Annotated in this window: 21 protein-coding genes; 9 read left to right on the top strand and 12 right to left on the bottom strand. The window is 68.6% G+C overall.

Annotated elements, in window-relative coordinates:
- Positions 1-50: 50 nt before the first annotated feature.
- From H0B54_RS17610 to H0B54_RS17630, 5 genes are all read left to right on the top strand, one after another.
- Positions 51-536: a MerR family transcriptional regulator gene (locus tag H0B54_RS17610; protein WP_246472581.1), complete on the top strand. Its 486-nt coding sequence runs from the start codon at positions 51-53 to the stop codon at positions 534-536.
- The gene (locus tag H0B54_RS17615; protein ID WP_188261401.1) at positions 533-1,696 is read left to right on the top strand and encodes a thiolase family protein; all 1,164 of its coding nucleotides are present in this window, start codon (positions 533-535) and stop codon (positions 1,694-1,696) included. The genes H0B54_RS17610 and H0B54_RS17615 overlap by 4 nt, the downstream gene beginning before the upstream one ends.
- 27 nt (positions 1,697-1,723) lie before the next feature.
- A complete protein-coding gene (locus H0B54_RS17620; protein ID WP_188261402.1) occupies positions 1,724-4,057 on the top strand; it encodes a 3-hydroxyacyl-CoA dehydrogenase/enoyl-CoA hydratase family protein in 2,334 nt (777 codons plus the stop codon).
- A gap of 18 nt (positions 4,058-4,075) precedes the next feature.
- Positions 4,076-5,866, top strand: a complete 1,791-nt coding sequence (locus tag H0B54_RS17625) for an acyl-CoA dehydrogenase C-terminal domain-containing protein (RefSeq protein ID WP_188261403.1) — start codon at positions 4,076-4,078, stop codon at positions 5,864-5,866.
- 448 nt (positions 5,867-6,314) lie between these two features.
- Positions 6,315-6,959, top strand: coding sequence for a response regulator (locus H0B54_RS17630; RefSeq protein ID WP_094304847.1), 645 nt, complete (start codon positions 6,315-6,317; stop codon positions 6,957-6,959).
- Positions 6,960-7,051: 92 nt separating this feature from the next.
- Here the strand turns inward: H0B54_RS17630 and H0B54_RS17635 are convergent, their stop codons facing one another.
- The 7 genes from H0B54_RS17635 to H0B54_RS17665 all read right to left on the bottom strand — a co-directional run bounded on the left by H0B54_RS17635 (position 7,052) and on the right by H0B54_RS17665 (position 15,018).
- Entirely contained in the window at positions 7,052-7,486 is a 435-nt protein-coding gene (locus H0B54_RS17635) for a CBS domain-containing protein (RefSeq protein ID WP_188261404.1), read from the bottom strand.
- A 161-nt stretch (positions 7,487-7,647) separates the two neighbouring features.
- A complete protein-coding gene (locus H0B54_RS17640) occupies positions 7,648-8,346 on the bottom strand; it encodes an OmpW/AlkL family protein (protein ID WP_094304845.1) in 699 nt (232 codons plus the stop codon).
- Positions 8,347-8,506: 160 nt separating this feature from the next.
- Entirely contained in the window at positions 8,507-8,968 is a 462-nt protein-coding gene (locus H0B54_RS17645; RefSeq protein WP_246472582.1) for a hypothetical protein, read from the bottom strand.
- Between the two features lie 26 nt (positions 8,969-8,994).
- A complete protein-coding gene (locus H0B54_RS17650) occupies positions 8,995-10,140 on the bottom strand; it encodes an FAD-dependent oxidoreductase (RefSeq protein WP_188261406.1) in 1,146 nt (381 codons plus the stop codon).
- A gap of 108 nt (positions 10,141-10,248) precedes the next feature.
- Positions 10,249-13,710, bottom strand: a complete 3,462-nt coding sequence (locus H0B54_RS17655) for an AAA family ATPase (protein WP_188261407.1) — start codon at positions 13,708-13,710, stop codon at positions 10,249-10,251.
- A gap of 24 nt (positions 13,711-13,734) precedes the next feature.
- The gene (locus H0B54_RS17660) at positions 13,735-14,415 is read right to left on the bottom strand and encodes a DsbA family protein (protein ID WP_343068966.1); all 681 of its coding nucleotides are present in this window, start codon (positions 14,413-14,415) and stop codon (positions 13,735-13,737) included.
- A gap of 123 nt (positions 14,416-14,538) precedes the next feature.
- Positions 14,539-15,018 (bottom strand): DUF721 domain-containing protein, encoded by a 480-nt coding sequence (locus tag H0B54_RS17665; RefSeq protein WP_014198352.1) that lies wholly within the window; start codon positions 15,016-15,018, stop codon positions 14,539-14,541.
- A 128-nt stretch (positions 15,019-15,146) separates the two neighbouring features.
- Between H0B54_RS17665 and mutY the strand changes: the two genes are divergently transcribed.
- Both mutY and H0B54_RS17675 read left to right on the top strand, forming a co-directional pair.
- Positions 15,147-16,241: an A/G-specific adenine glycosylase gene (gene mutY / locus H0B54_RS17670; protein ID WP_188261408.1), complete on the top strand. Its 1,095-nt coding sequence runs from the start codon at positions 15,147-15,149 to the stop codon at positions 16,239-16,241.
- A 20-nt stretch (positions 16,242-16,261) separates the two neighbouring features.
- Complete coding sequence (locus tag H0B54_RS17675; RefSeq protein ID WP_188261409.1) at positions 16,262-17,044, top strand: DUF1194 domain-containing protein; 783 nt, start codon at positions 16,262-16,264, stop codon at positions 17,042-17,044.
- Positions 17,045-17,060: 16 nt separating this feature from the next.
- On the opposite strand, the gene H0B54_RS17680 is transcribed toward H0B54_RS17675, so the two are convergent.
- The 4 genes from H0B54_RS17680 to H0B54_RS17695 form a co-directional block, all read right to left on the bottom strand.
- Positions 17,061-17,444 carry a dihydroneopterin aldolase gene (locus H0B54_RS17680; protein WP_246472583.1) on the bottom strand — a complete coding sequence of 128 codons (384 nt, stop codon included), beginning with the start codon at positions 17,442-17,444 and terminating at the stop codon, positions 17,061-17,063.
- A 133-nt stretch (positions 17,445-17,577) separates the two neighbouring features.
- The gene (locus H0B54_RS17685) at positions 17,578-18,663 is read right to left on the bottom strand and encodes a site-specific DNA-methyltransferase (protein ID WP_094304838.1); all 1,086 of its coding nucleotides are present in this window, start codon (positions 18,661-18,663) and stop codon (positions 17,578-17,580) included.
- A 90-nt stretch (positions 18,664-18,753) separates the two neighbouring features.
- Complete coding sequence (locus H0B54_RS17690) at positions 18,754-19,428, bottom strand: ribonuclease HII (protein ID WP_188261410.1); 675 nt, start codon at positions 19,426-19,428, stop codon at positions 18,754-18,756.
- Positions 19,425-20,201 (bottom strand): cyclic nucleotide-binding domain-containing protein, encoded by a 777-nt coding sequence (locus H0B54_RS17695; protein ID WP_246472584.1) that lies wholly within the window; start codon positions 20,199-20,201, stop codon positions 19,425-19,427. The genes H0B54_RS17690 and H0B54_RS17695 overlap by 4 nt, the downstream gene beginning before the upstream one ends.
- A 168-nt stretch (positions 20,202-20,369) precedes the next feature.
- On the opposite strand from H0B54_RS17695, the gene H0B54_RS17700 reads away from it, so the two are divergent.
- Complete coding sequence (locus H0B54_RS17700; RefSeq protein WP_188261412.1) at positions 20,370-20,867, top strand: YchJ family protein; 498 nt, start codon at positions 20,370-20,372, stop codon at positions 20,865-20,867.
- 243 nt (positions 20,868-21,110) lie between these two features.
- A complete protein-coding gene (locus tag H0B54_RS17705) occupies positions 21,111-21,680 on the top strand; it encodes a cold-shock protein (protein WP_094304834.1) in 570 nt (189 codons plus the stop codon).
- 201 nt (positions 21,681-21,881) lie between these two features.
- Here the strand turns inward: H0B54_RS17705 and H0B54_RS17710 are convergent, their stop codons facing one another.
- On the bottom strand, positions 21,882-23,330 hold the full coding sequence (locus H0B54_RS17710) for a S41 family peptidase (protein WP_188261413.1): 1,449 nt from the start codon (positions 23,328-23,330) through the stop codon (positions 21,882-21,884).
- Between the last annotated feature and the right edge of the window lie 279 nt (positions 23,331-23,609).

Below are 23,609 nucleotides of genomic sequence, written 5' to 3' on the forward strand. Positions count from 1 at the left end.
TTACCTTTACGTAAACGTCAACCAATGACGATCAAGGGAAGGGCGGGAGGATGTCGCAACCGGCACGGTTGATGGGGCTGGGCACGCGTGGCGACGCCGGGCTGGACCCCGGCACGGACGGTGCCGGACGCTCCTTCGCCATTGGGGAACTGGCCGACGAGTTCGGGCTGACCCACCGCACCATCCGCCATTACGAGGACGAAGGATTGCTGGCGCCGGAGCGCGACGGCACCGCCCGTGTCTACGGCCACCGCGACCGCGCGCGCCTCGCGCTGATCTGCCGGGGCAAGCGGCTGGGCTTCAGCCTTGCCGAGATCAAGGAGTTCCTCACCCTCTACGACGCGGACGAGATCCAGAAGGAGCAGATGCGCTTCATGCAGCGCATCGCCCGCCGCCGCATCGCCGACCTGGAACGACAGCTTCAGGACGTCCAGCAGACGCTGTGCGAACTGCGCATCATCGACACCCAGATCTCCGACCATTTCCGCAAGAACGGAATCACGGAGACGCAGACCACGGAGGACACGCAACCATGACTTCGGCGCCTTTGACCACGCCCGCAAATCCGGTCGTCATCGCCGGCTACGCCCGCTCCCCCTTCGCTTTCGCCAACAAGGGCGAGCTGGCGAAGGTCCGCCCCGACGACCTGCTGGCCCATGTCGCCGCGGCGCTGGTCGAGCGCACGGGCGTCAACCCGCAGGACATCGAGGACGTCGTCGTCGGCTGCGCCTTCCCCGAGGGCGAGCAGGGCATGAACATCGCCCGCACCGTGTCCTTCCTGGCGAAGCTGCCGCTGACCGCCGGGGCCACCACGATCAACCGGTATTGCGGCTCCTCCATGCAGGCGATCCATCAGGCGGCGGGCGCCATCCAGATGGGGGCGGGCGAGGTCTTCCTGTGCGGCGGCATCGAGTCGATGAGCCGCGTCCCGATGATGGGTTACAACCCGCTGCCTCATCCGGGCCTGAAGGACCATTACCCGGAAGCCTACTGCTCGATGGGCGTCACGGCGGAGAACGTCGCCCGCCGTTACGAGATTTCCCGCGCCGATCAGGAGGCGATGGCCGCCGAGTCCCACACCAAGGCCGCCGCGGCGCAGCAGGCCGGGCGCCTCGCCGAGGAGATCGTCGCCATCCAGACCGCCGCCGGTCTCGTGGAGCGCGATGGCTGCATCCGCCCCGGCACCAGCGGCGAGACGCTGAGCGGCCTGAAGCCCGCCTTCCTGGCCGACGGCTCGGTCACCGCCGGCACCTCCTCCCCCCTGACGGACGGCGCCTCGGCGGTTCTGGTGACGACGGAGGCCTACGCCAAGGCCAACGGCCTGCCGATCCTCGCCCGCATCCGCTCGGTCGCGGTGGCCGGCTGCGCGCCGGAAGTGATGGGGCTCGGCCCGGTCCCGGCGGCGCGGAAGGCGCTGAAGCGCGCCGGCCTGTCCATCCGGGACATCGACGTGATCGAACTGAACGAGGCCTTCGCCGCCCAAGCCATCGCCTGCATGCGTGACCTCGACATCGACCCGGCCAAGGTGAACCTGGACGGCGGCGCCATCGCGCTCGGCCACCCGCTCGGCGCCACCGGCGCCCGCATCACCGGCAAGGCCGCGGCCCTGCTGAAGCGCGAAGGCAAGCAGTTCGCTCTCGCCACCCAGTGCATCGGCGGCGGCCAGGGCATCGCCACGGTCCTGGAAGCGGTCTGACGGCGGCGGCACAGGGAGGCACCAACCATGCAGATCAAACGCGCCGCCGTGATCGGCTCCGGCGTGATGGGCAGCGGCATCGCCGCCCATTTCGCGAACGCCGGCATCCCCGTCGTCCTGCTCGACATCCCCGCCAAGGAGGGTGACGACCGCAGCGCCATCGCCAAGGGGGCCATCCAGAGGCTTCTGAAGACCGACCCCGCACCCTTCATGCACCCGAAGAACGCCAAGCTGGTGACTCCGGGCAATCTGGAGGACGACCTTGCCCTGCTGGCCGATGTCGACTGGATCGTCGAGGCCATCGTCGAGAACCCGGCGGTCAAGGCGGACCTCTACCGGCGCATCGACCCGGTGCGCAAGCAAGGTTCGGTGGTGTCGTCCAACACCTCGACCATCCCGCTGGGCGTGCTGGTCGAGGGGCAGTCGGACGCCTTCAAGCGCGACTTCCTCATCACCCACTTCTTCAACCCGCCACGCTACATGCGGCTGCTGGAGATCGTGGGGGGCGAGGCCACCCGGTCCGACGCTCTGGCCGCCGTCGCCGACGTCTGCGACCGCGCGCTGGGCAAGGGCGTGGTCCGCTGCAAGGACACGCCGGGCTTCATCGCCAACCGCATCGGCGTCTACTGGATCCAGACGGCGATCAACGCCGCCGTCGATCTCGGCCTGACGGTGGAGGAGGCCGACGCCATCGTGGGCCGCCCCATGGGCATCCCGAAGACCGGCGTGTTCGGTCTGGTCGATCTCGTCGGGCTCGACCTGATGCCGCACATCGCCAAGAGCCTTTTGGCGACCCTGCCGGACAACGACCCCTACCGCGCCGCCTTCCGCGAGCATCCCGTCATCACCCGGATGATCGCGGAGGGCTACACCGGCCGCAAGGGCAAGGGCGGTTTCTACCGCCTGAACCGCGACGGCGGCGCCAAGGTCAAGGAAGCCATCGACCTGTCCACCGGCGTCTACCGCCGCTCCGACAAGCCGAAGCTGGAGAGCGTGTCCGCCGCCGGGCGCGACCTGCGGGCGCTGGCCGACTTCCCCGACAAGACCGGGCAGTACGCCCGCCGGGTGCTGGCCCGCACGCTGTCCTACGCCGCGTCGCTGGTGCCGGAGATCGCCGACAGCATCGTCGCGGTCGATGAGGGCATGCGGCTCGGCTACAACTGGAAGCAGGGCCCGTTCGAGCTGATCGACCGGCTGGGCACCGCCTGGTTCGCCGACCTCTGCCGCAGCGAGGGCATCCCCGTCCCGCCGCTGGTCGAGCAGGCCGCCGGGCGGCCCTTCTATCGGGTGGAGGACGGCAAGCTCCAGCATCTGACCACCGCCGGCCTCTACGACACGGTGGTGCGGCCCGACGGCGTGCTGCTGCTGTCCGACATCAAGCGGGCGTCGAAGCCGGTGTGGAAGAACGGCTCGGCCAGCCTGTGGGACATCGGCGACGGCGTGTTGTGTGTCGAATTCACCAGCAAGATGAACGCGCTGGACGGCGACATCATGGCCGCCTACGGCAAGGCGATGAAGCTGATCGGCGATGGAAAGGGCGACTGGAAGGCGCTGGTCATCCACAACGAGTCCGACAACTTCTCGGTCGGCGCCAACCTGGGCCTCGCCCTGTTCGCCCTGAACGTCGGGCTGTGGCCGCAGATCGAGGAACTGGTGGAGGGCGGCCAGCGTGCCTACCGCGCCCTGAAATACGCCCCCTTCCCGGTGGTGTCGGCGCCCAGCGGCATGGCGCTCGGCGGCGGCTGCGAGATCCTGCTGCATTCCGACCATGTGCAGGCCCACGCCGAGACCTACATGGGTCTGGTCGAGGTCGGCGTTGGGCTGATTCCCGGCTGGGGCGGCTGCACGGAGATGCTGGCCCGCCACGCCGCCAACCCCCGCACGCCGAAGGGGCCGATGCCGCCCATCGCCGGGGCTTTCGAGACCATCAGCCTCGCCAAAGTCGCCAAGTCGGCGGCGGAGGCCAAGGATCTTCTGTACCTGCGTCCCGGCGACGGCATCACCATGAACCGCGACCGCCTGCTGGCCGACGCCAAGGCCAAGGCGCTGGAACTGGCCGCCAACTACACCCCGCCGGAGAAGGTCACCTACACGCTGCCCGGCCCCAATGGGCGGGCCGCGCTGGAGCTGTTCCTGGAAGGCTTCGCGCTTCAGGGCAAGGCGACGCCGCACGACGTGGTCGTCTGCGGCAAGCTGGCCGAGATCCTGACCGGCGGGCCCAAGGCCGACGTCACCCAGCCGGTGACCGAGAACCAGATGCTGGCGCTGGAGCGCCGGGTCTTCATGGAGTTGGTGCGCACCGAGGGCACCATCGACCGGGTGGAGCACATGCTGACCACCGGCAAGCCGCTGCGGAACTGATTGGGGGAGGACTGAGCAATGCCGATCTACAAGGCTCCGCTGGAGGATGTCCGCTTTGTCCTCGACGAGATCGTCGGCGCGGGCAAGCTGGCCGAACTGCCGGGTTACGAGGACGCCACCCCCGACCTGATCGCCCAGGTCCTGGAGGAAGGCGCCAAGCTGTGCGAGGAGGTGCTGTTCCCGCTGAACCAGTCCGGCGACGGGGAGGGCTGCACCTTCGAGAACGGTGTGGTGCGCACGCCCAAGGGCTTCAAGGAGGCGTACGGCACCTACATCGAGGCGGGCTGGCAGGGGCTGTCCTGCGACCCGGCGTACGGCGGGCAGGGGCTGCCCAAGCTGGTCAACACCATGCTGGAGGAGTTCATCTGCTCCGCCAACCTCAGCTTCGGCATGTATCCCGGACTGTCGCTGGGCGCCTACAACGCGCTCTCCACCTATGGCTCCGAGGCGTTGAAGCAGCGCTTCCTCGGGCGGCTCGTGGACGGCACCTGGGCGGGCACCATGTGCCTGACCGAGCCGCATTGCGGCACCGACCTGGGGCTGATCCGCACCAAGGCGGTCCCGCAGGAGGACGGCAGCCACAGGATCACCGGCACGAAGATCTTCATCTCCGCCGGTGAGCATGACCTGACCGAGAACATCCTGCATCTGGTGCTGGCGCGCCTGCCCGACGCGCCGGCCGGGACGCGCGGCATCAGCCTGTTCCTGGTGCCGAAGTTCCTGCCCAACGAGGACGGCACCGTCGGCCCGCGCAACGGCGTCGCCTGCGGCTCCATCGAGCACAAGATGGGCATCAAGGCGTCGGCGACCTGTGTGATGAACTTCGAGGACGCCACCGGCTGGCTGGTCGGCGAGCCGCACAAGGGCATGCGGGCGATGTTCGTGATGATGAACGCGGCGCGCCTCGCCGTCGGCATCCAGGGACTGGGGATGGCCGAGGTCAGCTACCAGAACGCGGTGGCCTACGCCAGGGAGCGTCTCCAAGGCCGTTCCCTCAAAGGCACGGCGCACCCCGACAAGCCCGCCGATCCGATCATCGTGCATCCCGACGTGCGGCGGAACCTGTTGACCGCCCGCGCCTACACCGAGGGCGCCCGGGCGCTCGGCGCCCTGGTCGGCTACAAGCTGGATGTTGCGGAGAAGCACGCGGACGAAAAGACGCGCAAGGAGGCGGACGAATTCGTCCAGCTCATGACGCCGATCGTCAAGGCGCTGTTCACCGACATCGGCTTCGAGTCGGCCAACATCGCCGTGCAGGTGCATGGCGGCCACGGCTTCATCTGGGAAACCGGCGTGGAGCAATATGTCCGCGACGCTCGCATCTGCCAGATCTACGAGGGCACCAACGGCATCCAGGCGCTGGACCTCGTGGGGCGCAAGCTGCCCCAGGACATGGGCCGGCTGCTGCGCCGCTTCTTTCACCCCGTCGGCGTCGAGATCGAGGCCGACATGGAGAAGGAGGAGTTGGGCGAGTTCGTCCTGCCGCTGGCCAAGGCCTTCGCCAAGCTCCAGCAAGCGACCGCCGTCATCGCGCAGAAGGGACTGAAGGACCCGGAGGAGGCGGGGGCCGCCGCCACCGACTATCTGCGGCTGTTCGGTCTGGTGGCGCTCGGCTGGATGTGGCTGAGGATGGTCAAGGCCGCCCAGGCGAAACTGGCGGCAGGAGAAGGCAACACCGCCTTCCTTGAGGCCAAGATCAGGACGGCCCGATTCTACACGGCGAAACTGCTGCCGCAGACGAACGCCCTGTTCATCACCATCATGGCCGGGTCCAAGCCTCTGATGGAGATGGAGGAGGCCGCCTTCTGAGGATCAGCCTTACGGGGTCTATGTCTTTGGTCCGGGATCGGTGTATGCTACACCGGTTCCGGCTTTTTCGTTTCGAGAGATGCGAAAGATAGAAAGTACGAATGCGGCGGGTCTTTCTCATGAACAAGCCTATGGCTTGATACAATCGTGTTCACTTTCGTCATGGAAGGTCGATACGCGAAATGGATATTGCTGTAGCGCAGCAACGCCATTGCTCAGAGCCTGCAATGTGACAAAGGTTAAATTCGGGTTGTCCAACCCCGCCGAAACGTGGTACATCTGATGTGACATTACCCTGCATAAGGACTTTCTACACCTTTTGGAATTGGGTCATATGATGCTTGAAAATGACCTGCATTTTTTCCGAAACTGAGGGTTGGAACACTGGCCTTGTGTCAGGGCTGTACGTTCGGACCATTGAAAGCACTGAGTACGGGGGCACCACCAGATGAAAATCCTGATCGGAGACGACCATGTGCTTTTCCGGGAGGGATTGCGCAGGCTGCTGGAGCAGCTGAAGGAGGGTGCCAGCTTTGAGGAAGCCAGCAACTTTGATGAGCTTCTGGAAAAGGCTGGCAAGGGCGAGACGTACGATCTCGTCCTGACCGATCTGCGCATGCCCGGTTGGCCCGGCTTCTCCGGCATCCAAGACCTGCGGGGAAAGCAGCCCGACTCCAAGGTCGTGGTCGTGTCCGCGTCCGAAGCGCATCACGACGTCCGCGACGCGCTGGAGCATGGCGCCGCAGGCTACATCCCGAAATCGTCCAGCGTGAAGATCATGCTGAGCGCGCTGGATCTCATCTTCTCCGGCGGCGTCTATGTGCCGCCGACCGTGCTGCGCGAATCCGGGGAGTCGGAGGTGCGCGTCGGCGCCATCCCGCCCAGCGACCCGCAGCTCGACCATCTGCTGACCCAGCGTCAGCGCGAGGTTCTGGACCGCCTGCGCGAAGGCAAGTCCAACAAGCAGATCGCCCATGAGCTGGGCCTGTCGGAAGGCACGGTGAAGATCCACATGACGGCGATCTTCAAGTCGCTGGGTGTGCGCAACCGCACCCAGGCCGCCATGGCCTTCCCGCAGTCGCACTCTGCCTGACCGATCGGCTGCTCTATCTTTGAAAACGCCCGCGGGATCGTCCGCGGGCGTTTTCGTTTTTTGGAATGGTGCCTGTGCGGCGGTGGGGCGCCTCAGCCCATCCCGGCGACGTAGCCGCGCAGGGACTCGACCTCCAGTTCCGCGTCGTCCAACCGCGCCTTGACGATGTCGCCGATGCTGACCAGCCCGACGAGTTCACCGTCCTCAAGGATCGGCAGATGGCGGATTCGGCGTTGCGTCATGACGCCCATGATCTGGGACACCGTGTCGGACGGGCTCCCGGTGACGAGGTCGCGGGTCATCAGGTCGCCGACTGGCCGCTCCAGGGCGGTGGCCCCATCCGCGGCCACGGCGCGGACGATGTCGCGTTCCGACAGGATTCCGGCGGGCCGGCCGTCGTCCCTCATGACCAGGACGGCACCGATTTTGTGATGGGCGAGTTTGCGGGCGACCGCGTCGATCCGGTCGTCCGGACTGGCGGTGATGATCTCCGTGCCCTTCCTTTTCAAGACGGCGGCAATGTGCATAGTTGTGCTTCCTCCCGCGCGGATTCACGAAAGGGAATGCTCCCCCACCGTCGCCTCCCTAGGAAGTCGCAAAAAGGAACAGGCCGGATACCCCTTTCGGAGTAACCGGCCTGAAGCCAGGGTTTCGCGAGGCCTCCCGCGGGAGGCCCCGGAGGTGTCGATCAGAAGCGGTAGCCGATGCCCAGGCCGACCAGCCACGGGTCGATCTTGACGTCCGAACGGACGGTGGTGCCCAGGTTGGTCTGCGCCGTGACGTCGGTCTTCAGGAAGATCTTCTTCACGTCGAGGTTCAGCGACCAGTTGCCGGTCAGAGCAACGTCCACACCAGCCTGCAGAGCCCAGCCGAAGCGGTTCTCGTAGTCGGTGTCGGTGATGCGCAGGCCGATGCCGTTCGCCTTGTTGGCGGCGTCTTCGCGGTAGAACAGGGTGTAGTTGATGCCGGCGCCGACATACGGGCTGACGCGCTCCTTCGGGAAGAAGTGATACTGCGCGGTCAGGGTCGGCGGCAGCAGCGACACCTTGCCAACGTCCACGGAGCCGCCGAGGCCCGGCAGGATCGAGCCCTTGACGTTGTGGCGGCTGGTGCCGGCGATCAGCTCGAGAGCGATGTTGTCCGTGACGAAGTAGGAGAAGTCGAGTTCCGGAATGTAGTCGTTGTTGATCCGGGCCTCGCCGATGTTGGTGGTGCCCTGGTGAATCAGGTCGCCCGACTCCTGCGGGATCACGGCCAGGGCGCGCGCGCGCACGAGGATGTCACCGGCGGACTTGCCCTTGAAATCCTGGGCCAGCGACGGGGAGGAAACGGCGGCAAGAGCCGTGGTCGCCAGCAGGGCGGCGGCGGCGCGCTTCAGGAAAGTCATGGGATTCGCTCCAGGGCAGAATTAGCTGATGTCGTTTTTTTGGCTTAAAGCCTGGAGATGTATTACCAGAGTTTTTCTAGGGTTGCTATGCCGCCTCAACCAAAACGTCATAGTGAGGCGGCTTTGCAACAGCGACGAGTTGTCGCATGGACTGCATCTCTTAACGCGCTGGTGCCATAGATGGTTGTGGGGACTGGGAAGGGATTTGCGTCAGGCAGTTCTGTACGATCACGTAGCACTGGCCGAGTCGGCTTCCGCCGCTGGACGAACCGCCATAAACGATGCGTTCCACCGCGCCATTGCGCAGGGTGAAAGTCGCATCGCAGTCGATGCTTCTCACGTCATAGCCGTAGCCGCCCCAGGCGCCATAGGGATAGCCCCAGTAGCCGCCATAGCCGCCCCAGGACGGGTAGGAATACAGCCGGTTGCTGCGGTAGGTGAAGAATTCCAGATCCCCGGCGGTAGCCTGCCGTTCCGGAACCCCGGCGCAGGACAGCAGCGTCTGCTTCGGCATGCCGACCAATGCGTTCTGGGCGACCATCGCCTGATCGGCGGCCGGATTGGCGCAGCCGGCCAGAAAGCCGCCGGCCAGAAGAACCGCAACGAAACCGCTTCCCGTCATCGTCCCGCGCATCGCCGTTTCTCCCGTCAGGGGCGCCGCAGCCGGGCCGGCGCCAGATCCTCCTCACGCACGCCGAGTGCCGCGACCTCCACCGGCAGGCCGCTTCCGGTAACCAGCGCCGCCGCGGTGCGGCCCATGGCCGGCGCCGTCTGGATGCCGTAGCCGCCCTGGCCGGCCAGCCAGAAGAAACCGTCCGCGGACTCGTCGTAGCCCACCACCATCACCTTGTCGGCGACGAAGCTGCGCAAGCCCGCCCATTTGTGCGTGATACGTCGAACGGAAAACCGCACCGCCTGTTCCATACGGTCGATGGCGACGGCGATGTCCAACTCCTCCGGTTGCACGTCGCAGGGCTCCACGGGCGTCTCGTCGGCGGGGGAGAGCAGCAGCCGGCCCGACTCCGGCTTCATGTAGAATTGCTCGTCCACGTCGATGATCATCGGCCAGCCGGCGAGTCCCGCCGTGTCCGCCGCATCGTCGAACACAGGATCGAACGTGACGGCGGTGCGCCGCTTCGGCACCAGCCCGACGGGGCGCACCCCGGCCATCCCCGCCAGACCGTCGGCCCAGGCGCCCGCCGCGTTGACCAGAATCGGCGCGGTGAAAAGGCCCGCCGGGGTGGTGGCGATCCACAGCCCGTCGCGCCGCTCCAGCGCCGTCACCCCGGCGTCGGTCACCAGCCGTCCGCCGCGCGCCTTCAGCCCGCGCAGATAGCCGCTGTGGATGGCGTGGACGTCCATGTCCATGGCCGTCGGTTCCCACACCGCGCCATCCACGTAATCGGCTTTGAGAAAAGGCGCTCGGGCAAGCGCCTGGGCGCGGTCGAGGCGCTCGACGGTCGGGGTCAGCCGGCGTCCCTCGGCGAAGTCGCGGTCCAGCGCGGCGGTCTGGTCCGCGCGCCCGATCAGCAGGACGCCGCGCGGAGTCAGCAGCGGGTGCTCCGAAAAGCCCTCCGGCGGGTTGGTGTAGAAATCCCAGCTCGCCACCGTCAGCGCGCGGACCACCGGATGCCCGTAGGTCTGCGTGTAGAGCGCCGCCGACCGGCCGGTGGAGTGGTAGCCGGGCTGGCTCTCCCGCTCCAGCACGGCGACGCTGCCGTGCGCCGCCAGCTCATAAGCCGCCGAGGCGCCGGCCATGCCGCCGCCGACGATCAGGAAATCCACCCGTTCCACGTCCACTCTCCCTTTCCGGCGCCCGGCCGGTCATTCATCCGCCATATCTTATGCGTCCGGGAGTGCGGAATGAAGCCGTGAAAGCCTGCGAATAGGAATTGCAGCCGGTCACGCCGCGCCGCGCAGTTCCTCGGCCTTCTGCAAATCCACGCTGACGAGCTGCGACACGCCCCGTTCCACCATCGTCACGCCGAAGAGCCGGTCCACGCGGGCCATGGTGAGGCGGTGGTGGGTGATGATGAGGAAGCGGGTGTTGCCCTCCCGCGCAATGTCCTCGACCAGATCGCAGAAGCGGCCGACATTGGCCTCGTCCAGCGGCGCGTCCACCTCGTCCAGAACGCAGATCGGGGCGGGGTTGGAGCGGAAGACGGCGAACAGCAGCGACAGCGCCGTCAGCGCCTGCTCGCCGCCCGACAGCAGCGACAGGACCTGAAGCTTCTTGCCCGGCGGGCTGGCGTAGATCTCCAATCCGGCCTGCAGCGGGTCTTCGGCGTTGACCAACTCCAGATGCGCTTTGCCGCCGCCGAACAGGCGGATGAACAGCTCCTGGAAATTGCGGTTCACCGTGTCGAAGGAAGCGACCAGACGCTCCCGCGCCTCGCGGTTCAGGCTGGCGATGCCCTGGCGCAGGCGGGCGATGGCGCTGACCAGATCCTCGCGCTCGGTTTGCAGGGTGCCGATCTGCGTTTCCAGCTCGGCGGCCTCGATCTCGGCGCGCAGGTTCACCGGCCCCATGTTCTCCCGCTCGCGGGTCAGCTTGTCGAGGCGCGATTCCACGATGGCCACGTCGGGCATCGGCTCGTCGGGGGAAAGGTCGGCGGCGGCGCGGGTCTGCTCGGGGCGGCAGTTCAGCCGCTCGGCGATCCGCTCGGTCAGGGTCTGGCCGTTCTGAAGCGCGGCGGAGACGGCGGCCTCGGCGTGGGCGCGGGCCTCGCGGGCGTCGGCCAGCCCGGATTCGGCCTGCTTCAGCAGCTTCTCGGTTTCGGCCAACCGGTTCTCGGCGTCGGCCAGAGCGTCGGCGGCGCGCTTGCGGGCGCGTTCCGCCTCGCTGATCCGGCCGAGCAGGGCTTGGCGGTCGGCCTCGATCGCCGCCGGGCGGCTTTGCAACTGCGCGAGATCCGTTTCGGCGGCGGCGGCACGCTGCTTCAACTCGGCCACGCGCCCGCCCGCTCCGGCGGAGCGGGTGCCCCAGGAGGCGACGTCCTGCTGGATGGCGGACAAGCGCTGGCGGCGGGACTGCGCCTCGCGGGTCAGGCGGTCCAGCGCGTTCTGCTTCTCGGACAGGACGGCGCGGTGCTCGGCCAAGGTGGCTCGGCGGTCGTTGACGGCGTCGCGGCCCTCGCGCGGGTCGGGCAGGGCGTCCAGCAGCTCCCGCGCCTCTTCCAGAGCGGCCTCGGCCTCCTGCCGGTCGGTCTCCAGCCGCGCGATGCCATCGACCACCGCCGCCAGCTTCGACGCGGCGGCGTCGGCCTCGCGGGCCAGCTTGGCGTGGCGGTCGCGGGCGGCGGTCACCCCGGCGAAGGCCTCGCGCACCGCGTCGCGGGCGCGGCGGTCGGCCTGGGCGGCCTCCTCGACGGCGCGCTTGGCCTCGTCCAGAGCGTCGCGGGCAACCTCCAGCCGCTCGTCGGCGAGGTCCAGCTCGCCGCGCAGCTCGTTCAGGCGGTTGCGCTGCTTCAGGCGGACGGCGGCGGCCGTCGGCGCACCGGCCTGCACGGTCAGCCCGTCCCAGCGCCACGCCCCGCCGTCGCGGCTGACCAGGATCTGGCCGGGCGCGAGACCGGAGGCCAGAGTGGCGCCCGCCGCGTCGTCGCCCACCACGCCGATGTGCGACAGGGCGCGGGCGGCGGCGTCCGGTCCCTGGACGCGGGCGGCCAGCGGCTCGGCCCCTGCGGGCAGGGGGGCGGCGTCGGTGTAGGGCGGCAGGGGACGCCAGTGGACCGGGGCGGCCTCGTCCAGCGGGGCGGTCAGCGCGTCGCCCAGCGCCGCCGCCAGGGCGCCCTCATAGCCGGGTGCGACGGTCACAGCGTCGACCAGTGGCGGGAACAGGTCCCCGGCCCCGGCGGAGAGAAGCTCGGCCAGCGCCTTCTCCTCCGCCTTCAGCTTGGCGCGTGCGGATTCGGCGGCCTGCAGGGCCTCGCGGGCGCGGGCTTGGGCGGGTTCGGCGTCGGACTTGGCGCGTTCGGCCTGCTCGGCGGTCTCGCGGGCGTCCTCCAGCCGCTGTTCGGCCAGCTCGACGGCCAGTTCGGACTCGGCCACGTCGGCGCGGGCGGCGATCTCGCGCTCCAGCGCGTCGCGTTGCGCCTGCTGCTCGGCGAGGCGCTTGGCGAGCCCGGAGGCCCGCGTTTCAAAATCAGCGACCTGCCGCTGGGTGGCGGCGCGGCGTGCCTCGTCGGCGGCGGTCTGCTCGGTCAGGCGGGTCAGCTCGCGGTCGAGCGCGTCCACCGCCTCCCGCGCGTCGGCCAGCGCCTCGCGCGCGGCCTCCTCCAGCATCTCCTCGTCGGCCTGGGCTTCCAGCAGCCGGTCGCGCTCGGCCTCCAGCCGGGCCAGGGCGTCCCCGGCGTCGGCGGCCAGAGCTTCCTCGCGGCCGAGGTCCCCGGCGATCTGCTGCAGGCGGGAGAGCAGGGCGCGCTGCTGCTCGGCGACCCGTTTCTCCTCGGCGTCGAGCTGTTCCTTGGCGATGACCAGCCTTTGCAGGGCGGCGGCGGCCGCCGCTTCGGCCTGGCGCTTTTCCGGCAGCCCGGCGGCATCGTCGGTGCGGCGGGTGGTCAGCTGGGTGACCGCCAGCATCAGCTCCCGCACCGCGCCCTCGGCCTTGGCGAAGGCGCCGCGGGCGCGCGCCAGTTCGCCTTCATGGGCGATCCAGCGCAGATGCCAGAGCACCGCTTCCGCCTTGCGGATCTGTTCGGAGAGGTTGCGGTAGCGGGCGGCCTGCCGCGCCTGCTTCTTCAGGCTCTGAAGCTGGGTGTCCATGGCCCCGATCACGTCGTCGAGGCGCATGAGGTTGCTTTCGGCCGCCTTCAGCCGCAGCTCCGCCTCGTGCCGGCGGGAGTGCAGGCCGGTGATGCCCGCCGCCTCCTCCAGCAGCATGCGGCGGTCCTGCGGCTTGGCGTTGATGATCTGGCCGACCTTGCCCTGGCTGACCAGCGCCGGGGACCCGGCGCCCGAAGCATTGTCGGCGAAGAGGAGCTGGACATCGCGGGCGCGCACCAGCTTGCCGTTGATGCGGTAGTCGGAGCCGTTGCCGCGCTCGATCCGCCGCGTCACCTCCAGCTCGTCATGCTCGTTGAAGCCGGCGGGGGCGGTGCGCGTGCGGTTGTCGATGAGGAGGGCGACCTCGCCCAGATTGCGGGCCGGACGATTGGCCGTGCCGCCGAAGATGACGTCGTCCATGTCGTCGCCGCGCATCCGCTTGGCGGAGGTTTCCCCCATCACCCAGCGGAGCGCCTCCACCAGATTCGACTTGCCGCAGCCGTTGGGTCCGACGATGCCGGTCATGCCCGGCTCGATCACCAGATCGGTGGCGTCGACGAACGACTTGAAGCCGGACAGGCGGAGGCGCGTGAAGTGCACGGGATCGAAGCCTTCTGCGCGGCCTTACTTCACCAGCTTGTCGATGGCGGCGGCGAAGGTCTCGAAGGACTGCGCGCCGCTGATGGTGGCCGCGCCCTCGTTGAGGACGAAGGTCGGGGTGGCCTCCACCTTGTACTTGTCCTGGCCGACCAGACGGCTCTGCAGGATGCCGTCGGCCAGCGCCTGGTTGGCCATGCAGGCGTTGATGACCTGCTCGCTCATGCCGGCGAGCTTGCCGTACTGGGCCAGCGCCTTGGCCGGGTCGGCGGCGCGGCTCCATTGGCCCTGGCTTTTGAACAGGACGTCGAGCAGCGGGTAGTAGCGCTCCGCCGGGGCGCAGCGGGCCAGCATGGAAGCGCGCAGCGCCGCCTGATCGAAGGGGAAGTCGCGGAAGATCAGCTTCGCCTTGCCGGTATCGATGTAGGCTTCCTTGATCTTCGGCAGCGTCTCGGTGTGGAAGGCGGCGCAGTGCGGGCAGGTCATCGACGAATAGTCGAGGATCGTCACCGGCGCGTTGGGGTTGCCGAGCACCCGGTCGGCCAGCAGATCGGCCGTCGAGGGCGCCGGGGCCTGCGCCGTCTGCACGGGCGGCTGCACCGGCAGAGTCTGCCCGTTCGACGGCCGGGAGCCGACGACGGCGAGCCCGATGATCAGCGTCATGCCGACCGCGATCAGGGCGGTGATGCCCAAAAGGTTGCGGTTCACTTTGGCCTCATCCCTACCAGATGTTGATGGTATAATCGAAACTCCCCTTTTGCGGCAAGAGTATGGCCCAGCCCGAGCCGGCTCCTGCCTCCCAAGGGGATCGCACGATGCATCGCTCGATCTTCAGCGGCGGCGCGGCGCCGGACGCGGGCGGGCCAGCAGCGACCGCCCGAAGCGCTCCAGCGTGGCCCGCAATTCCTCATCCTCCACCGTGGCGGTGGTGGTCATCACCGACAGCTCCTCGTCCATGGTCAGGTCGCGCGGGCGCACCGTCGGCTTCTGTATGGTCAGCGGGGCGGCGTGGATCAGCTTGATCTTCGCCACCGCGCGGTAGCCGAAGAAGCTGTTGATCCGCTCCACGATCTGCGGTTCCAGATGCTGAAGCTCCAGCGCGATGGCGCCCATGGCGCGGATGTGCAGGACGGCGTCCTCCCGCTTGCCGCGGGGAAAGCTCAGCTTGTCGGGGGCGGTGCGCAGGCTCAGCTGGTGGCCGACGATGGACGGCCAGTCGTTGATGAGCGAGCCGAAGGCCAGCCCGCGCTTGCCCAGCGCCTTGCCGGCCACCTCGGGGACGGTCTGGCCGATTCGCCGCGGTCCGTTCATGTCAGGGTTTCCTGGTGATGGTCCGCGCACCCTAGCGCAAGCGGGCAGGGCTTCGCCAGCGCCCCCGCGGGTGCCCCTTTATCGGCAGCCCTTTATCGGCGTCCGGGTTCGCCCTATGTCTTGCCGCCATGACGACGTCTCCCCACAACACCCCCAAGAGCGCCCCTACGGACGCTCCCAGGGACGCCGCCCGACGGCTGCTCTCCTGGTACGATCACAACCGCCGCGACCTGCCCTGGCGCGCCAAGCCGGGGGAGGTCGCCGACCCGTACCGGGTCTGGCTGTCGGAGATCATGCTGCAGCAGACCACGGTGCCCGCCGCGGCGCCCTATTTCCGCGCCTTCACCGAGCGCTGGCCGACGGTGCGCGATCTGGCGGCGGCCCCGCTGGACGACGTGCTGGTGGCCTGGGCCGGGCTCGGCTACTACGCGCGGGCGCGCAACCTGTACAAATGCGCGCAGGTGGTGGCGGCGGAGCGGGGAGGGCGCTTTCCCGACAAGGAGGTGGCCCTGCTGGAACTGCCGGGCATCGGCGCCTACACCGCGGCGGCGATCACCGCCATCGCCTTCGGCCACAAGGCGACGGTGGTGGACGGCAACGTGGAGCGGGTGATCTCCCGGGTCTTCGCGGTGGAGGAGCCGCTTCCCGGCGTGAAGCTCAAGCTGCGCGCGCTGGCCGCCATCCTGACGCCGGACGAGCGGCCCGGCGACTACGCCCAGGCGATGATGGATCTCGGTGCAACGGTCTGCACGCCGCGCAAGCCGAAATGCATGCTCTGTCCCTGGTCGGACTGGTGCGCCGCCCGTGCCGCCGGCATCCAGGAGCAGCTTCCCCGCAAGGCCGCCAAGGCGGACAAGCCGACCCGGCGCGGCGTCGCCTTCTGGCTGCTGAACCCGGAGGGCGCCGTGCTGCTGCGTCGCCGGGCGGAGGATGGGCTGCTGGGCGGCATGACCGAGGTGCCCTCCACCCCCTGGGCCGGCCACGCGCCGACCGATGCGGAGATCGCGGCGGCGGCCCCGCTGGATTTGTCCTGGCGCCGCCTGCCGGGCGTGGTCCGCCATACTTTCAGCCATTTTCACCTCGAACTTGAGGTCGTCGCGGCCAAGGCCGGCGATGGATGGCGGACGGCCGAGGGGCTGTGGGTTCCGGTGGATCGGCTGGGTGGGCAGGCCCTTCCCTCCGTCATGATGAAGGTGGTGCGCCACGCGCTGGCCCACGCATAAGGAAAGGTGGACGGAGCATTATGAGGCGGCGGACGATCCTGGCCCTGCCGGCCTTCCTGGCCGGAGCGTGGCTTGCCGGACCCCTGCGGGCGGAGCCACCCCTGCAGGCCGAGTCCAAGGCGAAGAAGGCCCCCGCCGGGCGTCGCGTCGCCCTGGAACTGGTGCTGGCGGTGGACGGGTCGGCCTCCATCACCGATGGGGATCTGGAGTTCCAGTTGCAGGGCCACGCCGCGGCCTTCCGCGATCCGGATGTCAGCGAGGCGGTGATCGCGGGTGGTGCTGCGGCGACCCTGGTGGTCTTCTCCGGCCCGCACAGCCTGCGCGTCCTGGTGCCCTGGACTCCGCTGACCAGCGCGGAGGAGGTGGCCGCCTTCGCGGACCGGATCGACAAGGCGCCGCGCGGATTCCAGGGTGATTCGACGGCGCTGGGCAGCGCCATCGAGGAGTCGGCGAAGCTGTTCGCCGGCAACGGCTTCGACGCCGCGCGCAAGGTCATCGACATCGTGTCGAACGGCTTTTCCAACAGCGGCCCGGACCCCGCGGGCGTCCGCGACCGGGTCGAGCGGCAGGGGATCACCATCAACGCCCTGGCCATCCTCGACGAGTTTCCGTGGCTGGAAGAGTACTACCAGGAAAACGTCGTGGGCGGCATGAATTGCTTCGTGAAGACGGCAATGGACCGCGGCAGTTTCGTCGAAGCGCTTCGGCAAAAGCTCATCCAGGAAATCGCCGCTCTTCCGGCGCCGCGTTCCGCCATCGCGACGACCGCCCATGTCGCGGTGGCGCGGATGGAATCAGCCTAACGGCCCGCCCCGAACGTCAAGCCCGGGCGCGCTCGATCTCGACGCCGACGCTGGCGGCGTCCGGGAACACGTCGAGCTTCTCCACCCGCACCCTGACGCTGGCGATCCGTTCGTCGGACAGGCAGCGCTCGGCGATCCGCTCGGCCAGCGTTTCGATCAGGGTGACGTGCCCCTGGCTGACCAGCCCCTTCACCACCGCCGCCATGTCCTCGCCGGTGACGCCGGGGGCGGCGATGTCCAGGTCGAGGCTCAGGCGGATGCGCTGCGGCTTGATCCGTTCGTGGGCATAGACGCCGATCAACGCATCCATGACCAGATCGCGCACGAAGCAACGGGTGGAAAGCGCCGCCGGGGCCGAACGGGGCGCCGGAGCGGTGACGGTGGCGAAGAGCTTGTTCATGGCGCACACGCCTATCACGCCGTCCCCGTCCTGCCAAGGCATGCGGGCGGCGATCGATGAGGGGCTTCAACACCGAACTTGTGGGAACGGGGCGGCACGGACGGCCGCCCCGCTTCAAGTCGGGCGCCGAAAATCAGGCGGGGGCTTCGGAGCGGATGCGCTCGCGCAGCACGTCGATGGGGCGCAGGTCGCCGCCATCCTCATAGTGCCAGAAGGTCCAGCCGTTGCAGGCCGGCAGCCCGGCCATGGCGGCCCCCACCTGATGGATGGACCCGCGATGCTCGCCACGCGGGCCGGCCCCGATCAGCGTGCCGTCGGCGCGCACCCGGGCGACCACGCGGCGGCGCAGGTCGAACAGCGACGTGCCCGGGCGCAGCAGGCCGCGCTCCACCACCCAGCCGAAGGGAATGCGCGGGGCGGACCGCTTCGGCGGCGTGTCCAGGACGGCGGCGTCGGGCGCTTCCTCCACGGCCTCGATGCGGGCGGTGGCCGCCTTGGCGTAGGTCGGGTCGCGCTCCAGCCCGATCCAGTTGCGGCCCAGCCGCTTCGCCACCGCACCCGTGGTGCCGGTGCCGAAGAAGGGGTCCAGCACCGTGTCGCCGGGGCGGGAGGAGGACAGGATGACGCGGTAGAGAAGCGATTCCGGCTTCTGCGTCGGGTGGGCCTTGCGGCCGTCCTCGTCGCGCAGGCGCTCCGCGCCGTTGCAGATCGGCAGCAGCCAGTCGCTGCGCATCTGCAGGTCGTCGTTCAGCGCCTTCATGGCGTCGTAGTTGAAGCGGTAGCGGGCGTCCTTTTCGCGCGAGGCCCAGATCATGGTCTCATGCGCGTTGGCAAAGCGCGTGCCGCGGAAGTTCGGCATCGGGTTGGTCTTGCGCCACACGATGTCGTTCAGAATCCAGAAGCCCAGATTCTGCAGCGTGGCGCCGACACGGAAGATGTTGTGGTAGCTGCCGATCACCCACAACGATCCCTCGGGTTTCAGGATGCGGCGGGCCGCGGCGAGCCAGTCCCGCGTGAAGCGGTCGTAGGTCTCGAAATCCTCGAACTTGTCCCAGTCCTCTTCCACTCCGTCGACACGGGAATGGTTCGGACGCAAGAGTTCGCCCCCCAGCTGGAGGTTATAAGGCGGATCGGCAAAGACAAGGTCCACCGATTCAGCCGGCATTTCATTCATGAGGGCGATGCAATCGCCCACGAGAATTTTGTTCAGGGGGAGCATTGACGAAACCAAAACAGCGAATCAGTCGTTGGGACAATGATTCGCCGCCGAGTCGCCGTCAACTGATTTCTTGCGCCGGAATCGCGGCGTTCAGCCGGCCCGTTCGATTTGGGCGCGGACTGGTGCAAAAGTGACTCGGTGGTGGGGCGTGACGCCGTGGCGGCGCAGCGCCTCCAGATGCTCCGGCGTCGGGTAACCGGCGTTGCGGTCCCAGCCATACTGCGGGTGAAGCTCCGCCAGCCGCATCATCTCGCGGTCGCGCGCCACCTTGGCGACAATGGAGGCCGCGGCGATCGACTGGCTGCGCCCGTCGCCCTTGACGATGGCTTCCATCAGGCAGGACAGGTCGGGCTTGAACTTCCCGTCGATCAGAGCGACGGCGGGCGGCTCACCGGGCAGCGCCTCGTAGGCGCGCTTCATGGCCAGCAGCGTGGCCTTGTGGATGTTGAACTGATCGATCTCCGCCGCGGACGCCTCGGCCAGTGCGACGGCCAGGGCGTGGGCGCGGATCTCCGGCTCCAGCGCCTCGCGGGCGCGCAGGCTCAGCGCCTTGCTGTCGTTGATGGCGCGGGCCAGCGCGTCGGGCAGGCCGCCCGCCGGCAGCACAACGGCGGCGGTGACCACCGGGCCGGCGAGCGGGCCGCGCCCCACCTCGTCGATACCGCAGACCAGCCGCCCCTGGCCCAGCGCGGTTTCGAAGGACAGGTCGGGTTGCGGACGGGGGACTTTGACGCGGACGGCTTTGGTGGTGGTCTTGGACGTCATGGAGAGTCGGTTCTTGCGGGTTCGGCGTGGTGGGGCAGGAGCCGTCCGCCGGACAGCTGTTCGATGTAGATGCGCGTCAGCGAGCGCAGGATGGGCGGCATCGTCTCGATGGCTTTGGCGAACTGGTCCTTGCGGATGATTTCGCAGACCGTGGCTTCCAGCGCAACGATGGTGGCGGCGCGGGGGCGGTTGGCAAGGAGAGCCAACTCCCCGAAGATGCGCCCCGGGCCGAGCACGCCGAGGTCGGCCCCGTCGCGCTGCACGCCGACCGAGCCGGACTGGATCAGATAGGCCGCCGTTCCGGGGTCTCCCTGGCGGAAGAAGCTGTGGCCGCGGCGGAACATGCGGCGGTCCGCCACGGTGGCGAAGGAATCGGAGGAGCGGATGCCGGCGCCCCCCTCCTGCCGTTCGGGCTGGGACAGGCCATAGCTGCGGCGGATCGCGGCGACGAGGCTTTCCAGCAGGTAGGAGGCCAGCGGCGGGCAGCGGCCGCGCAGCGCGCGGAAGGTCTCGCGCGACAGCTCAACCGCGTCGACGGGCGTCAGGGCGCGCACCGTGGCGCTGCGCAGCCCGTCGTCCAGCAGCGCCATCTCCCCGACGATGGCGTTGGCGCCGACGGTGCCCAGGCGGAGCGGGCCGTCCGGACCGTCCAGCAGAACATCCAACTCGCCCGACTGGATCAGCCAGGCGCAGTCCCCGGCCTCGCCCTGGCGGATCAGCACGGTATCCGCGGCGATGCGCCGCGTGGGAAGGTCGGGTCCGCTTCTTGTCATCGCCGGTTCCATCGCTCCGGGCCGGCCGGCCGCGTTTTGTACAGATTAGCGCGAATGCCGATCCGGTTCAGGCGAATTTGCGGTGGCCACCATGTGGCGGCGGTGACGCTTGGCGGAGGCCGCCGGCTGCGCTATGCATGGCGCCCTCAAATCGAGAGGCCGGAAGTCATGACCACCACCGCCACCACCGAATGCCCCTGCCGTTCCGGCAAACCCCTGGACGCCTGCTGCGGCCCCTATCTGGACGGCACCGCGTCGGCACCGACCGCCGAAGCGCTGATGCGGTCGCGCTACTCGGCCTTCGCCTGCGGGAAGATCGACTATCTGCAGGAGACGCTGCTCCCGGAGACCCGCGAGGACTTCGACCGCAAGGAGATCGAGACCTGGGCCGCCAACAGCCAGTGGACCGGCCTCGAGGTCCGCGCCACCGAGGCCGGCGGGGCGCAGGACGAGGACGGCGTGGTCGAGTTCGTCGCCCACTTCACCATGAACGGCAAGCCGCAGAAGCATCACGAGACCAGCCGTTTCACCAAGCGGGACGGCCGCTGGTACTATGTGGACGGCACCTTGGGCGCCCGCCCGCGCAGCGGTCCCAAGGTCGGCCGGAACGATCCCTGCCCTTGCGGCAGCGGCAAGAAGTACAAGAAGTGCTGCGGGGCGGCCTGACGGCCCGGTCTTGATGGGGCGGTCTTGAGGGACCGGTCTTGACCGGCAATCCGCCGATTCTCGCAGCAATTGCGATATTTTTGGTCGCCCGGACACCGCCGGGCGGCCCTTGGCCGGGTTTTTGCCGAATCTTTCTTTCCGGCGCGCGCGATCTCAATTGAAAAGCGCGGCGGAACGGATCATCTTCGGGGGGCCATGTTCCGCCGGTTGGGGCATGGCCTATCACGACAGATGAGACCACGTATGTTCGACCGTCCGCAGCGCAACAGCTTCCGCGCTCCCGAGATCACCCAGCGCAACATCCGCGCCACCGTCAAGTGGTTCAACGCGACCAAGGGCTTCGGCTTCGTCACGCCCGAAGACGGCTCGCCGGATGCCTTCCTGCATTCCACGGTTCTGCAGTTCTGCGGACACGACAGCCTGCCCGAGGGTGCCACCATCACCTGTGATCTGTCCCGCGGCCCGAAGGGCCCGCAGGTCGCCACCATCCACGACGTCGACACCTCGACCGCCAGCGAGTCCCCGCGCCCGGCGGCGCGCGCTCCGCGCGGCGACAGCTACGGCGGCGGCTACGGCGGTGGCAGCAGCTACGGCGGCGGCGCCGAGGAGACGGTCGACGGCACCGTGAAGTGGTTCAACGTGTCCAAGGGCTTCGGCTTCATCGCCCCGTCGACCGGCGGCAAGGACATCTTCGTCCACATCCGCGCTCTGGAGCGTTCGGGCCTGGACGTGCTCGCCGACGGCGAGCAGGTGCGGGTCACCGTCCGCCAGGGCGTCAAGGGTCCGGAAGCGCAGCGCGTCGAAGTGGTCTGACGTCGAACAACCGGGTGTGAGGGGGCGGGGCGGACCCATCCCCGCACACCCGGTCGCGGAAGCAGCACCATTCCACACCGTCTGGATCCGTCCTTAGGGTCCGGGCGGTCGTGGGGCACAAAGAGAAAGCCCGCCGTTCCATTGGAGCGGCGGGCTTTTTTGTGGCGGGCTCTTTTTGTTAGGCCTCGTTGAGGGAGCGGCTCAAGGCCGCCCGATCAGCGTGCCCATCAGGCGGGTGCGGATGGCGGCGACGGCGCAGTCCAGCGGGCGGTCGGCGTCCGGCTTCGACGGGGCGGCGGCCACGTCCGGGCACAGATCCTCGATCCTCCAGGCGCGCGGCGGCGGCGGCGGCGTGGCGTGCGGGTCGCAGGTCGCCGGATCGGGATGCGTTTCCTCGCTGTTGTCGTTGGCCGGCTTGATCTCCAGGTTCGGCGACACGCCGAAGCAGTCGACCAGCCCGCCGGACGGGCGGAAGTAACGCGCGGTGGTCAGGCGGATGCCGATGTCGCCGGACAGCGACGAGATGGTCTGCACCGACCCCTTGCCATAGCTGCGCGTGCCGAACAGAAGCGCCCGGCTGTGGTCCTGTAGGGCGCCTGCGACGATCTCCGACGCCGAGGCCGATCCGCTGTTGACCAGCAGGACGATGGGCAGCCCGGCCAGCAGGTCGCCCGGCGTGCCGGTGTAGCGGCGGTTCTCGTCCGGATCGCGTCCGCGCACCGACACGATGTCCACCGCCTCCAGGAAGCGGTCGGCGACGTTCACCGCCTGATCGAGCAGGCCGCCGGGGTTGTTGCGCAGGTCCAGCACCGCCCCGGCCAGCCGGCCATGGGCCTGCCGGCGCATCTCCTCCACCGCGTCGTCCAGCGCGTGCGAGGTCTGCTGGTTGAAGGCCGCGATGCGGATGTAGGCGACGTCACCCTCCAGCCGGTAGCGGACAGGCTGGATCTTCACGATGGCGCGGGTCAGCGACACGCGGAACGGCGCGTCGGGGCCGCCGTTTCCGTTGGTCCCGCCGTTGCGGCGCATGGTCAGGGCAACGGAGGTGCCGACCGGACCGCGCATCCGCGCCACCGCATCGCGCAAGTTCATGCCCTTGACCTGGGCCTCGTCGATCCGGGCGATCAGGTCGCCGGTGCGCAGGCCGGCGCGGGCGGCGGGAGAACCGTCGATGGGGGATACGACACGGATCAGGCCGCTGTCCTCGTCCATCGTCACCTCGATGCCCAGCCCGCCGAACTCGCCCTGGGTCTGCTCCCGCATGTAGCGGAAATGCTCGGAGTCGAGGAAAGCCGAGTAAGGGTCGAGGGAGGTCAGCATCGCGTCCAGAGCCGCCTCGGTCAGCACCCGGTCGGTGGCCCCCGGCTCCTCCTTCTTCTTCTTCTGAAGGCCAGCGACGGCCTTCTCGACCAGGACCTGAGGCGTGCCCGGCTTCACATGTTCGGCCAGCACGCGGCGCAGGACGTCGGAGAAGAGAAGGTAATTGCGGTCTGCCGGGGAGGGGAGGGTGGAGGTGCCCTTGGCCTTCGCGAATTCCTGCCGGTAATGGTCCAGCGCTATGCTGGTGTCCGCGCGGGAGGCGGGCGCCACCGCGCAGGCGGGTCCCATCGCCACCATCAGCAGCAACAGCGCCGCCAGCAGTTTCGCCATCCTGCGCCCCTCTCGACAGGCCGGCCCGGCCGGCGGAATCAAAGCCATCAACGCGACTGCAAGCCTTATTGTACCAGGGGTTTCGCCTGCCGGACGCCCAAGGCCGGTCCACATGTGCTTTTGTACGGTGGAACATGGCCTTCCGGCCGGTCCCACCGGTCGTCCAACCGCAACCTAGCACGTTGACCGGGCAATCTCAAATCCTGCCCCCTGGTGCCGCGGGACCCGCCGCCTTGCCCGGGATAGGATATGTGTCTCCGCCGCCCGCGCTGCCACCCT

The organism is Azospirillum tabaci (assembly GCF_014596085.1).
GTDB classification, from domain to species: Bacteria; Pseudomonadota; Alphaproteobacteria; order Azospirillales; family Azospirillaceae; genus Azospirillum; species Azospirillum tabaci.